The organism is Pseudomonas laurentiana (assembly GCF_014648275.1).
GTDB lineage: Bacteria > Pseudomonadota > Gammaproteobacteria > Pseudomonadales > Pseudomonadaceae > Aquipseudomonas > Aquipseudomonas laurentiana.
Window position 1 is genome coordinate 1 of sequence record NZ_BMQU01000032.1, and the last position, 12,723, is coordinate 12,723.

Annotated in this window: 9 protein-coding genes and 1 pseudogene; 4 read left to right on the forward strand and 6 right to left on the reverse strand. The window is 59.0% G+C overall.

Translation table 11 applies throughout. From position 1 onward, the window contains the following. Positions 1–1,372, forward strand: a pseudogene (locus tag IE038_RS22110) (LysM domain-containing protein); the annotation flags it as partial. A gap of 40 nt (positions 1,373–1,412) precedes the next feature. On the opposite strand, the gene IE038_RS22115 reads toward IE038_RS22110, so the two are convergent. From IE038_RS22115 to IE038_RS22125, 3 genes are all read right to left on the reverse strand, one after another. Further along, positions 1,413–2,417: a formylglycine-generating enzyme family protein gene (locus IE038_RS22115; protein ID WP_189396292.1), complete on the reverse strand. Its 1,005-nt coding sequence runs from the start codon at positions 2,415–2,417 to the stop codon at positions 1,413–1,415. Between the two features lie 143 nt (positions 2,418–2,560). Then, complete coding sequence (locus IE038_RS22120; RefSeq protein ID WP_229775723.1) at positions 2,561–3,565, reverse strand: formylglycine-generating enzyme family protein; 1,005 nt, start codon at positions 3,563–3,565, stop codon at positions 2,561–2,563. A gap of 139 nt (positions 3,566–3,704) precedes the next feature. Next, positions 3,705–5,006, reverse strand: a complete 1,302-nt coding sequence (locus tag IE038_RS22125; RefSeq protein ID WP_163937170.1) for a glycosyltransferase — start codon at positions 5,004–5,006, stop codon at positions 3,705–3,707. Between the two features lie 243 nt (positions 5,007–5,249). Between IE038_RS22125 and IE038_RS22130 the strand changes: the two genes are divergently transcribed. The 3 genes from IE038_RS22130 to IE038_RS22140 all read left to right on the forward strand — a co-directional run bounded on the left by IE038_RS22130 (position 5,250) and on the right by IE038_RS22140 (position 10,011). Continuing rightward, positions 5,250–8,648, forward strand: a complete 3,399-nt coding sequence (locus tag IE038_RS22130) for a response regulator (RefSeq protein ID WP_189396293.1) — start codon at positions 5,250–5,252, stop codon at positions 8,646–8,648. Beyond that, the gene (locus IE038_RS22135) at positions 8,645–9,466 is read left to right on the forward strand and encodes a CheR family methyltransferase (protein WP_163937167.1); all 822 of its coding nucleotides are present in this window, start codon (positions 8,645–8,647) and stop codon (positions 9,464–9,466) included. The genes IE038_RS22130 and IE038_RS22135 overlap by 4 nt, the downstream gene beginning before the upstream one ends. 167 nt (positions 9,467–9,633) lie before the next feature. Next, positions 9,634–10,011 carry a response regulator gene (locus IE038_RS22140; RefSeq protein ID WP_163937164.1) on the forward strand — a complete coding sequence of 126 codons (378 nt, stop codon included), beginning with the start codon at positions 9,634–9,636 and terminating at the stop codon, positions 10,009–10,011. 5 nt (positions 10,012–10,016) lie between these two features. On the opposite strand, the gene IE038_RS22145 is transcribed toward IE038_RS22140, so the two are convergent. From IE038_RS22145 to IE038_RS22155, 3 genes are read right to left on the reverse strand one after another with little or no spacing between them, the layout of a single operon-like run. After that, entirely contained in the window at positions 10,017–10,625 is a 609-nt protein-coding gene (locus tag IE038_RS22145) for a TetR/AcrR family transcriptional regulator (RefSeq protein WP_163937161.1), read from the reverse strand. A 10-nt stretch (positions 10,626–10,635) separates the two neighbouring features. Further along, complete coding sequence (locus IE038_RS22150; protein WP_163937158.1) at positions 10,636–11,484, reverse strand: 3-hydroxybutyryl-CoA dehydrogenase; 849 nt, start codon at positions 11,482–11,484, stop codon at positions 10,636–10,638. A 20-nt stretch (positions 11,485–11,504) separates the two neighbouring features. Then, positions 11,505–12,689 carry an acetyl-CoA C-acyltransferase family protein gene (locus IE038_RS22155; RefSeq protein WP_163937154.1) on the reverse strand — a complete coding sequence of 395 codons (1,185 nt, stop codon included), beginning with the start codon at positions 12,687–12,689 and terminating at the stop codon, positions 11,505–11,507. Positions 12,690–12,723: the final 34 nt, after the last annotated feature.

Consider the following 12,723-nt stretch of genomic DNA (forward strand, 5'->3'; position numbering starts at 1 on the left):
CGATGCAGCCCGCTACGCCGTCTCGGCCGACGCCCAGGCCTTGCGCTTCGCCGCCAGCGCCAGTGCCGGCATCAATAGCTGGAACCCGGCGCAGGGCTTGATCGACGTCGGGGTCAAGGGCATGGCCGAATTTTCCCTGGCCGATGCCGCGGTGTCCTTCAACAGCTACTTCCCCAGCCAGGGCGGCTACCTGGCCAGCATCACCTACCGCAACGGCGAGGGTAAGACCGTGCGCCACCCCCTGGGCGTGTTCCGCCTGAGCGGCCGGCTGGAGCTGAGCTGCTTTGTGGGCACCCAATTACAGGGGGAAGCGGTAACAAAGACACAGTACAAACCCCGCGAACAGCCCGCGGGCGCAACGGCCTTGCTCGGCACGCCAACCCTGGACGTCGGCAAAAGCGGCTACATCGGGGTCAAAGGCACCGCGTTCGCCGGCGCCCAAACGGGAGGCGCCCTGACCGGCAACTTTCAATGGATCGAACCCGACCTGCAAGGCACAGGCAACATCGAGCCCGGGCAGGCGAATGCCAGCAGCAGTTGGGTGGATTTGGCGCAGATCAAGGCGGAGGGGAACTTTGCCGCAGGCATTGGCGCCAGCGGTGAGTTTGGGATCGAGATTGCCGATAACCGATTGGCGATCCGTTGTAAGGGGGCAATAGTACTGGGACCGGGTGCCGGTGGCGGTTTTACCACTGTGGTGGATTTAGAGCTGGTCGGGAAACTGACATGGTTGTTTTGCAAGGCGTTGGCAGAGGTGGATTACCGGTATCTATTCGGTGTTACTGAGGAGGCTTTTAGCTACCTAAGCTCGGTATTTTTTCAGGCAGTAACCAATCCACTAGATAGAACGTTTGAGGCATTTGACAAAGGTGCGCTTGAAGTTGCTGATTGGTGGGCAACCAGAACGGCAACAAAGATGGAAGCCTATTCGCTCGCAGGGCACTTACTCGAAAAGACAGATGTCATGGTGAGGGGCCAATGCATTCCCTTGACGCTTTTACCACCTCAAGCCATGGGGCCGATGGTTCATTTGTTGACTGAAAGCTATGTTGAGAGTTTTGAGGATACGCAGGAGTTGGCGCTGGTGAAGCTGCTGTCAGTACTGAGAAGTTGGCGACAGTTCATCGAAGTGCTGGAACACTGCGACCCTCAAGCCAGAAAAGTCAATGCGATGGAGAGTCTGGAACGAATCAACGCCTTGCTTGATTGGCGGCAGCAAGATGAATTCAACTGTTTTATCGATGCTTTGGCTGTTGCTCGGAGCCATCTGCAGGGTCAGCGGAAAGCGGCCTGGACTCCAGGGCCGTACCGCCACAAAACGAATACTCTGCTGGCTGCGCGGCGTAGTGGCAGGTTTACAGGACTAGCGTAAATTGCTAATCAGCAAGGGCGCTTGGTCGCGCTCTTGTTGCTCATAGCACTTGATTGGACTGTATGGCGCAGCGAAAGCTATACCCAGGGAAGTACCCCGATTTGATAGGCTCTGCCGCCCAGCGTCGAACGGTGCTTGCGGTAATTAACGGGCTCTCAACAAACGCGGAGCCCCTATGAATACGTAATGTGCCTGTCGCTGGACCTGTCGGATTCTCCATAGGGGAGTGATGATAGTAGTCCTCGCCATACCAGTCACTTACCCAATCGACAGCGTTTCCTGAGAGGTTGTAAATACCTAATGGGTTGGGTGTGAAACTATCAACCTCAAAGGTGCGCCCCTTTCCGGATTTTGGAAAGTTACGCCCGTAATCCAGGCTGCCATTATCGGTAGAAAAGTATACGTATTGGCCACGGCTACGAGCGGCATATTCCCATTGTGCTTCGGTGGGCAAACTCACTGGATAGCCACTTAGTTGGCCTAGCCAAGCACAGTAATCTTTGGCTTCTTGCCAGGATTTAGTGGGGGCGGGCATTTTGGACTGAAAACGAAACGCTAAATCCTTTCGTTTGCGAAGCTCTCTGTCAAAGAGTGGCTTGCCTTGAGTAATAAAAAATAGATCGAAATCGCGTATCGTGGTCTGGAATTTTGAAAAATAGTAGCTGCTCAGCTTTACCGGATGAACAAAATCATCATTGTTACGAAAGCTGATCGGGCACAACCGCTCTGGCTCAACCCCACACGGCCATTCACACATATTGCTCGGGTCGTAGTCACACTTCCAGCCAAAATCCCCCATCTGAAACTCGCCGCCTTCGACAAACACCATATTGTCCAGCGACTGCACCACGGTGTTGAGCAGTTGGGTGCGTATGTCGGTAGATAGCTTCGGGTAGGTCTGGTCGATGGTCGTCGCGATCTGCGCGACTTTTTCCGCGGAGAGCTTTTCGCTCTTGGGCAATGGCAGGGATTGAGCCTGGCAGCCGGTCAGTAACAGCAGTGCGCAGGCGGGCAGAAGTACGCGAACAGCGGGCAGGTAGAACATGGCAGCATCCCTGTGGGCCAAGCGTCAGAAAAGCGTGGACGCTAGCAGATCCTGCTACTGGTTGGATGTAGGACCTTTCCCAAACTGCATTGCCAGCGAATGTGCATGCATGGATAGCGAAGGTAACTATTAGGCGCATGGTTTTAGAGAGGCTGATGGGACTGTACGGAGCAGCGAAAACCAGTTCCTGGAAAGTAGCCTCTTCTGACAGGATCATGAGGGAAGCGACGTACAGTGCTGGCGGTCAGCAATGGGCTTTCACCTACATCGCTGCCTCTAAGGATTTTTTGGATTCCAACATCAGGTCCTTTGGGGTCTTCCAGGGGCGAGTTTCGGTAATAGTCCTCATCGAACCAGTCATTGACCCAGTCAGTAGCGTTTCCTGACATGTTGTAGAGCCCGAGCGGGTTGGGGGCATAACTGTCCACGGCAAACGTATGGCGCTCGCGTGGTTCTGGGAAGTTACGCCCATAGTCCAAGCCACCATTGTCAGTAGGAAAAAACACGTACTGGCCACGATTACGTGCGGCGTATTCCCACTGAGCCTCGGTGGGTAAATCTACTGGGTATCCACTCAGCGTTGCGAGCCAACCACAATAATCTTTGGCCTCCTGCCAGCGTTGAGTGGGTGCAGGCAAGTCGGGTTTGTACAGGAACTGTATATCCTCACGCTTGCGGTTTTTCGCGTCATACAGCGGTTTGCCTTGGGCAATAAAAAACAGATCGAAATCGCGTATCGTGGTCTGAAATTTTGAAAGGTAGTAGCTGCTTAGCTTTACTGGATGAACAAAGTCATCATTGTTACGGAAACTGATCGGGCATAAGCGTTCAGGCTCAACCCCACACGGCCACTCACACATAGTGCTGGGGTCGTAGTCACACTTCCAGCCAAAATCCCCCATCTGAAACTCGCCGCCTTCGACAAACACCATATTGTCCAGCGACTGCACCACGGTGTTGAGCAGTTGGGTACGTACATCAGTGGACAGCTTCGGGTAGGTCTGGTCGATGGTCGTTGCGATCTGCGCGACTTTTTCGGCGGAGAGTTTTTCGCTCTTGGGCAATGGTAGGGATTGGGCCTGGCAGCCGGTCAGTAACAGCAAGACCACAGTTGGAAACAGCAATTGAGTCGTTGGCAGGCAGAACACGGCAGCATCCCCAAGGGCCTCAAGGCCAGAGGTTTGGACGCTAGCAGATTAGACCGACGACCTGTTGTAGGACCTTTCCGAAAAGGCGATCACTGTGCAGGGGCTCAGTGATCGCCTGGGGCCTGTTGCTGCGCGACGGTTATGAGGCCTGTGTCGGTACCCGGTTTTTCGCTTCGATCCACTGGGCCATGTATTGGGTGCTTTTGTGCTGGTGATGACGAAGCATGGCGCCTGTGAAGTTGTTCAGGCGGTGTTGTGGCAGGTCGGCCAGGGTTTGCTCGATCCGTTCGACCAGCGCGGTCGCGTGTATGCGGCGATTGAAGCGTGTCGCGATGAGTGGCGCGCACGCCTGTTGTGCCGCGTTCCAGCGGGCTTCGTCCTGGTATAGCTGTACGGCCGACTCGGCCAGCGCTTCGGCGGTCACTTCAACCGCGCCAGGCCAGGGCAGGGCACCGTGCATGGCTTCGGCCCCTATCGGGGTGGTGATGCTGGGCGTGCCGCAGAGCATGGCATCGGTCAGTTTGCCCTTGATCCCGGCGCCGAAGCGCAGAGGCGCCAGGCACAGGCGGGCGGTGCTCATGACCTCCAGGGCATCTTCGGCCCAGTTCAGCACATGAAAGCCTTGCGCCGGGTTGTGCAGTGCGGTGGCCTTTGGCGGGGTGTAGGCGCCGTAGACATGCAGTTGGGCCTGGGGCAATTGCCGACGGATCATCGGCCACAGGCTGTGCTTCATCCAGAGTACGGCGTCCCAGTTCGGGGCGTGACGGAAGTTGCCAATGCTGAGGAAGTGCGCACGCTCGGCAAAGCCTCGTGCCGGGGTCGCCGGTTGATCGAGCATCAGCGGGCACCAGTGCAGCAACGCGGGCGGAACATCGAAACGCTCGGTCAACAGGTCGATTTCTACATCCGAGATCATCAGGCTCAGGTCGCTGCGGTAGATCGCAGCCACTTCACGTTGCGTCAGGTCGGCACTGGCCATGTGGCGATAAAGCGTCTCGCTTGGGGTGGCAAACAGTTCGCTGAAGTCGTTGCTGCCCAGGCCCTCGATCAGTCGGCGGCGCAATAGCTGCTGACGGGCGTCGCGTAGGCTTTGCAGGTCAGAGGTTTCCAGGACCCGCAGCGCCGTGGGGCAATGCTTCTCGACGCGCCAGCCGAACTGCTCCTCCATCATGAACCGGTCGAACAGTACGACATCCGGTGCCAGCTCAGCGACAAAATGGTCGAAACTGCTGCAATTGAGCACGATGGCCTGTTCGGCAATGCCCAGTGCCGCGAGGTCTGCCTTGTGTTCGCCAACGGTGGCCGGGCTACTGAAGGTGATCTGCCAGCCGCGCTCAAGGAAACTGTCGAGGATCTGCATCATGTGCCCGCCGGCTGCCGAGGAGCGTGGCTCTGGCCAGACATAACCAATAACGAGAACCTTGAGCGGTGATGCGGGCATGGAGGGTGGCCTTGAGCTAAAAGCGCGTATTTAACCACAGAGCACCGGGCTGGCGCGGGTCTGGAACGATTGCCGGCAATCGGTCTGAAACGCAGCTTGTTTATGCCGCTTGAGGGATCCAGCGGTTAGACTCCAGGCTGCCGCATGGGCGTTTTATTACGGCAAACCCGAAAAAATAGAACTATTACTCGATAAAACGCCAGGCACTCTTGTCGTGGCACTTGTGTACGGGGGCTTTTAAGGATGATTCAGCCAACCGCAATCGACCAGCGGAGTTTTCGCAAGCTCCTTGGCCGTAACATCAGCCTGCCGCTGGGTGTTGGATTACTCAGTGCCGCGGTGTTTGTTGCCGTCATCAGCTATCTACTGTCAGTGATCCAGTGGGTGGAGCATACCGACCGGGTGATCAACAGTGCCAACGAGTCCGTCAAGCTGTCCATCGACATGGAGACCGGGCTGCGCGGGTTCCTGATTGCCGGTGATGAGCATTTTCTCGACCCCTACAGCGTGGCCAAGCCCAGGATAGACGCCGACCTGGCTTCGCTGCAGGCACTGGTGTCGAACAACCCTCAGCAGGTTGAACGGGTGGCGCGGATAAAGTCCCTGCAAGCCGAGTGGAATCGCTTTGCCGAGCATATGATCGACTTGCGACGCAGCGCCGGTGCATACATCGAGGCGATGCAGGCCGGTCATGGCAAGCGCCTGACCGACCAGATCCGCAAGGAGTATGAAGCCTTCGTTTCCGTCGAGCAGCAATTGCGCCAGACGCGCAGCGACCGCGTGCAGAGCACGACGGTGGCCTCTATCTCGCTGTACCTGGGCTTCGTCATTTTGCTCAGTGGTGTGTTGGCCTATTTCGGTCGGCGCGATCTGTTGGGGTTGTCCCACAGTTACAACCGTAACCTTGAGGCCTTGCAGCGTAGTGCCGTCCATCTCGAACAGGAGGCCTGGTTGCGCAGTGGTCAGAACCTTCTGGCCGAGCAACTGCTGGGGCAGTTGACCTTACCCCTGTTGGGCCGCAACGCCCTGCAGTTTTTTGCCGAGTATCTGGGCGCGGTGGTCGCGGCGCTGTATGTCCGTGATGCAGAGGGGCACTTGCATCGGGTGGCTTCCTACGGGCTGCCTCGCGAGCAAGAGCAGCAGGAACAACGGATCGGCAGCAATGAGGGCATCGTGGCCCAGGCGGTATTGCAGGCGCGGGTGTTGCGCCTGGACGATTTACCAGGGGACTACCTGCGGATCAGCTCCGGGTTGGGTGAGGGGGCGCCACACAGCGTCCTGGTGGCGCCAACCCGCAACGATGGGCAGATCAACGGTGTGGTGGAACTGGGTTTTTTGCGTGCACTTGAGCCGCGTGATGTCGAGTTGCTGGAGCGGGTAGCCAATAACCTGGGCATTTCGATCGAAAGCGCCCGATATCGACAGCGCTTGCAGGAAGTGCTGGCTGAAACCCAACTGCTCAATGAGGAGCTGCAGGTTCAGCAGGAAGAACTGAAAGCCGCCAATGAGGAACTGGAAGAACAGTCACGGGTGCTCAAGGAGTCCCAGGCGCATCTGGAAGTCCAGCAGGCAGAGCTGGAGCAAACCAATGAGCAACTGGCGGAGCGCACCGAAGCGCTGCAACGCTCAAGCCAGTACAAATCCGAGTTCCTCGCCAACATGTCCCATGAGTTGCGCACGCCGTTGAACAGCTCACTGATCCTGGCCAGGTTGCTCGCCGAAAATCAGCAGGAAAACCTCACGGAAGAGCAGGTGAAATTTGCCGAGTCGATCTATTCAGCCGGCAATGACCTGCTCAATTTGATCAATGACATTCTGGATATCGCCAAGGTCGAGGCCGGCAAGCTTGAGCTGCGCCCGGAGGCTACCCAGGTCCAAGGCCTTACCGAGAGTCTGCGCAATCTGTTCGAGCCGCTGGCTGAGCACAAGGGCTTGGGGTTCAGTATCAACGTCGACGCCACGGCACCTGTGACCGTCTACACCGACCGCCAACGCCTGGAACAGATCCTCAAGAACCTGCTGTCCAACGCGTTGAAGTTCACCGAGCGTGGCGAGGTCAGCCTGACCATCGCTCAACAGGCTGACAGGGGCATCACGTTCCGCGTGCGCGACAGTGGTATCGGCATCGCGGCCAACCAGCAGCAGACGATCTTTGAGGCTTTTCACCAGGCCGATGGCACGACGAATCGGCGCTACGGCGGTACGGGCCTTGGCTTGTCGATTTCCCGCGACCTGGCTCAGTTGCTGGGCGGCCACATCAGTGTCGAGAGCTGCCTGGGGGACGGCAGTGAGTTCTGCCTGATCCTCCCTGAACGCTATGAGCCGGTCGTCGAGCCAATAGTGTCACCGGTCATCATCCGCTCAGCCGTTGTGCCCGCTCGGGATGCGCCCACAGAACCAGAGGAGGTGCAACGAGTACCGGGTTTTGCCGATGATCGCCAGCAGGCGCCGTTCAGCAGACGTTGCATTCTGGTCATCGAAGACGAGTCGAACTTCGCCCATATTCTCTTTGATCTGGCCCATGAGCTGGGTTACAGCTGCCTGGTGGCGCAAACTGCTGATGAAGGGTTCGACCTAGCCGTCAGTTATCTACCCGATGCCATATTGCTGGACATGCGCCTGCCAGATCATTCTGGATTGACGGTGTTGCAACGGCTCAAGGAACAGGCCGTCACCCGGCATATCCCGGTTCATGTGATCTCGGTCGAGGACCGCGTCGAGGCGGCGCTGCACATGGGTGCCATTGGGTATGCGGTGAAACCGGCCAGCCGCGAACAGCTCAAGGCGGTCTTCAGTCGGCTTGAGGCCAAGCTGACCCAGAAGCTCAAGCGCATCCTCCTGGTCGAGGATGACGACCTGCAACGTGCCAGCATCGCCCGGCTGATCGGCGATGAGGATATTGAAATCACGGCAGTCGGCATGGCCCGGGAGGCCCTCGAGTTGCTGCGGGAGAATGTCTACGATTGCATGATCATCGACCTCAAGTTGCCCGACATGCAGGGCAATGAGCTGCTCCAGCGGATGGCCGAGGACAGTATCCGGGCGTTCCCGCCGGTGATCGTCTATACCGGGCGCAACCTTAGCCGTGATGAAGAGGCCAACCTGCTCAAGTATTCGCGCTCGATCATCATCAAGGGTGCGCGCTCACCGGAACGCCTGCTCGACGAAGTCACGCTGTTTCTGCACAAGGTCGAATCGCAGCTGTCCCACGAGCGCCAGCGCATGCTCAAGACCGCGCGTAGCCGCGACCGTGTGTTCGAGGGGCGCACGGTGCTTCTGGTTGACGACGACGTCCGCAATATCTTCGCCTTGACCAGCGCATTGGAGCAGAAGGGGGCCATTGTCGAGGTGGGTCGCAATGGTCGCGAGGCCATCGACAAGCTTGAGCAGAACGACGACATCGACCTGGTCTTGATGGATGTGATGATGCCGGAAATGGATGGTTACGAGGCAACGCGATTGATTCGCAACGATCCACGCTGGCGCAAGTTGCCGATCATCGCGGTGACGGCCAAGGCGATGAAGGATGATCAGCAACGCTGCCTGCAGGCGGGGGCCAACGACTACCTGGCCAAGCCGATCGAGCTGGAGCGGCTGTTTTCGCTGATTCGCGTGTGGTTGCCGCATCTGGAGCGAATTTGACCACTGAGTGCACGACCGATTTCGAGATTCAACGGCTGATGGAGGCGATCTACCTCACGTACAGCTATGACTTTCGCGATTACTCGGCTGCTTCGATAAAGCGTCGGATCCTGCATGCCCTGCGCCAGTTTGAGTGTGCGACGGTTGCGGTTCTGCAGGCGCGTGTCCTGCAGGATCCTGTTGCCTTCATGGCGCTGCTGCAATACCTGACCATTCCGGTCAGCGAGATGTTCCGTGACCCCAGCCATGTCCTTGCCCTGCGCCGGGAGGTGGTGCCGTTGTTGCGTACCTGGCCGTCGATCAAACTCTGGATCGCGGGCTGCAGCACGGGTGAGGAGGTCTACTCCATCGCCATCCTGTTGCACGAGGAAGGGCTGCTGGAGCGTTCGATCATTTATGCGACCGACATCAACCCATACTCACTGGAACGGGCCAGACAGGGTATCTACTCGATGCAGGCGATGGAGCGGTATGCGCTCAACTATGAAAAGGCGGGAGGCCTGCAGCGGTTCAGTGATTACTACACGGCGGCCTACGGCAGCGCGATACTCGACAGTCGTCTGCGCGAGAAGGTGACCTTCGCCGACCATAGCCTGGCGACGGACAGTGTGTTTTCCGAGACCCACTTGATCTCGTGCCGGAACGTGTTGATCTACTTCAACAAGCCGCTGCAGGACCGGGCCTTGGGGTTGTTTCACGAGTCATTGTGCCACCGTGGTTTCCTGGTCCTGGGCAGCAAGGAAACCCTGAATTTTTCGGGCTATGGCGATCGCTTCGAGGCGTTGGTCAGCGCCGAACGCATCTACCGCAAGTCCTGAACAGTGGGGAGGCGATGGTGATCGACGTACAGTAGTGAAGGCGAGGGGGTGACCTTTGCGGTACGCTTACCGCTGGCACGCCACGTGCAGGAAATTGACTGGCAGCAGGCAACCTCTGCCTGACGCTGGGGTCGGATAGCGATTGAATTGAAAAACAAGGCGTTGATATGAGTGAAGATGCACAAGATGTCGTGCTGATCGTCGAGGATGAACCCGCGATCCGCAGGGTGCTGCACGATTATCTGGCCGGGGAAGGTTACCGGGTACTGGTGGCCGAAGATGGTGCGCAGGCGTTTGAAATTCTTGCCAGCAAACCGCACCTGGACCTGATGGTCACCGATTTTCGTCTGCCGGGCGGAATCTCCGGGGTCGATATTGCAGAGCCCGCGGTAAAGTTGCGGCCCGAACTGAAAGTGATCTTCATCAGTGGCTACCCGGCTGAAATTCTGGAGTCAGGCAGTGCCATCGCGCGCAAGGCACCGATCCTGGCCAAGCCGTTCGACCTCAATACGCTGGGCGAGCGCATTCAACAGTTGCTCGCCTGAGCGGTTCAGGCAGCGCACACCTGAGCGCTGTCGTGCAAGGTTCGCTCGATGGCGCCCAGCAGCAGGTTTTGCATGAGTGCCAGGCGCTGTGCTTCGGGCAACTCACTCGACTGTAGCCAGCCTGGCAAACTGTTGAGCAATGTCGCAATGGCATGGCCGGCCGCTTGCCGTGCAGCCTTTGACAGCGCCGCCGTGGGGGCGATCAGGCGCAGCAACTGGCATTCGTAGTCATCGCGCAGGTGCTTGATCCGTGCCTGTTGTTCATCGGTCAGGCAGCACAGGTCGCGCTCGGCGAGGCGAAACTGTAACGGACGTTCGCGGTGCAACTGCCAGTGCGCATCAATGACGCTCGTCAGCCAATCCTCGTTGCCGCCACGGCGACGCCGTGGCGGCTGCAGCGTGGCCAGCAACTCCTCGAACAGCTCTTCGATCAGGTCGAACAGCAGGTGTTGCTTGCTCGGGAAGTGGTGGTACAACGAGCCGGCGGTCAGGCCCAGGTGGCTGGCCAACTCGCGCATGCTGACCTGGCCGAATCCCTTGACCGCAAGGAGTTCGAGCGCCTTGTCGCGCCGCTCTTCGTAGTAGCCACCGCGTTCGGCACAGGTCATTGGCATGGCGATAGCCTCAGTAGGTGTAGAAACCGCGACCGCTCTTACGGCCCAGGTAGCCAGCGGCAACCATTTCCTTGAGCAGTGCGGCAGGGCGGTATTTGCTGTCGTTGAAGCCGTCATAGAAGGCTTCGAGGATGGCCAGCAGGGTGTCCAGGCCAATCAGGTCCGCCAGGGCCAGCGGGCCGATGGGCTGGTTGCAGCCCAGGCGCATGCCGGTGTCGATGTCTTCCGGGCTGGCCAGGCCTTCCTGCAGCACCATGATCGCTTCGTTGATCATCGGAACCAGAATCCGGTTGACCACAAAGCCCGGGCGGTTGCCGGCGCTGATGGCGGTTTTGCCCAAGGCCTCGGTCAGTGCCAGCGCTGCTGCGTGGGTCGCGTCGCTGGTCTGCAGGCCGCGGATGACTTCGACCAGGGCCATCATGGGCACCGGGTTGAAGAAGTGCACCCCAATGAAGCGCTCAGGCAGGCTGATGGTTGCGCCCAGTTGGGTGATCGACAGCGACGAGGTGTTGGTTGCGATGATGCAGGTATCGCTGACACTGGCGGCTATCTGGCCGAGAATGCGCTGCTTGAGCTCGAGGTTCTCGGTCGCGGCTTCGATGACCAGTTGCGCGGTCTTGAGCTGGGCGTAGTCAGTGCTGGTGCTGATCCGTTGCAGCGCCGCCTCGGCCTGTGCGGCCTCCAGCGTTTGCTTGTTGACCTGACGCTCGAGGTTTTTGCGCAGGGTGGCTACGCCACGCTCAAGGGCGGCGTCGGAAATGTCGATCAGGGTGACCTGAAAGCCCGCTACGGCACAGACCTGAGCAATACCGTTGCCCATGGTCCCGGCGCCGATCACGGCGATGTGTTTGATTGTCACGGTGTAAAACTCCTTTGGGCTCAAGTGCGTTCGAACAGTACGGCGATGCCTTGGCCGCCGCCGATGCACATGGTCGCCAGGGCATAACGGCCCTGGATGCGTTGCAATTCATGGATGGCCTTGGTCGCGATGATCGCGCCGGTCGCACCCACTGGATGGCCGAGGGAGATACCGGAGCCATTGGGGTTGACCTTCTCTGGGTCGAAGCCCAGCTCACGGGCAACGGCACAAGCCTGGGCGGCGAAGGCTTCGTTGGACTCGATCACATCCAGGTCAGCGATGGTCAGCCCAGCTTTTTCCAGCACCTTGCGGCTTGCCGGAATCGGCCCCAGGCCCATGAGTTCCGGCTCAACCCCGGCATGGGCGTAGCCCACCAGACGGGCGAGCGGCTTGAGCCCTTGGCGGCGCACCATCTCGCCGGTGGCCAGCACCAAGGCACCTGCACCGTCGTTCAGGCCGCTGGCGTTGCCCGCGGTGACCGTACCGTCCTTCTTGAACACGGTTTTCATGCCGGCCAGTTGCTCGATGCTGACGTCGCCGCGCACGTGCTCATCAATGCTGAACGATTGCGGCCCTTTGCGCCCAGGAACCTCGACCGTAACGATCTGCCCGGCGAAACGACCTTCGGCAATGGCGCGGGCTGCGCGGCGCTGGCTGATCAGGGCCAGTTCGTCCTGCATCTGCCGGCTGATGCCCAGTTTGGCCGCAACGTTTTCGGCGGTGATGCCCATGTGAAAGTGTTCAAAGGGGTCATGCAGGACGCCGACCATATAGTCGATACCCTGCAGGTCACCCATGCGCGCACCCCAACGAGCCTGTGGCAGCAGGTAAGGGCCTCGGCTCATGGATTCGGCGCCGCTGGCCAGTGCCACCTCGGCATCGCCAAGCATCAGGCTCTGGGCGGCCGAGACGATTGCCTGCAAGCCCGAACCGCACAGGCGGTTGACGTTGAAGGCTGGGGTTTCCTTGGGAATGCCAGCATTCATTGCGGCCACACGGCCCAGGTAGGCGTCGCGCGCTTCGGTTGGAATGACAGTGCCCATCACCACATGGCCAATCTGTGCCGGGTCGATGCCGGCGCGCTCGATGCCGGCGCGGCAGACTTGAGTGGCCAGATCTGCCAGTGGCAGGTCCTTCAGCGAGCCGCCAAATGTACCAATGGCCGAGCGTACGGCGCTGACTACATAGATTTCGTGGTTGTTCATCGTCGACTCCAGAGTGCGAAAGCGTGGCGTGGCA

What these genes read in the sequence shown, in the direction of transcription:
- IE038_RS22130 (WP_189396293.1), top strand. Translation starts at nt 5,250, where the DNA reads ATGATTCAGCCAACCGCAATCGACCAGCGGAGTTTTCGCAAGCTCCTT.
- IE038_RS22155 (WP_163937154.1), bottom strand. Translation starts at nt 12,689, where the DNA reads ATGAACAACCACGAAATCTATGTAGTCAGCGCCGTACGCTCGGCCATT.
- IE038_RS22125 (WP_163937170.1), bottom strand. Translation starts at nt 5,006, where the DNA reads ATGCCCGCATCACCGCTCAAGGTTCTCGTTATTGGTTATGTCTGGCCA.
- IE038_RS22145 (WP_163937161.1), bottom strand. Translation starts at nt 10,625, where the DNA reads ATGCCAATGACCTGTGCCGAACGCGGTGGCTACTACGAAGAGCGGCGC.
- IE038_RS22115 (WP_189396292.1), bottom strand. Translation starts at nt 2,417, where the DNA reads ATGTTCTACCTGCCCGCTGTTCGCGTACTTCTGCCCGCCTGCGCACTG.
- IE038_RS22140 (WP_163937164.1), top strand. Translation starts at nt 9,634, where the DNA reads ATGAGTGAAGATGCACAAGATGTCGTGCTGATCGTCGAGGATGAACCC.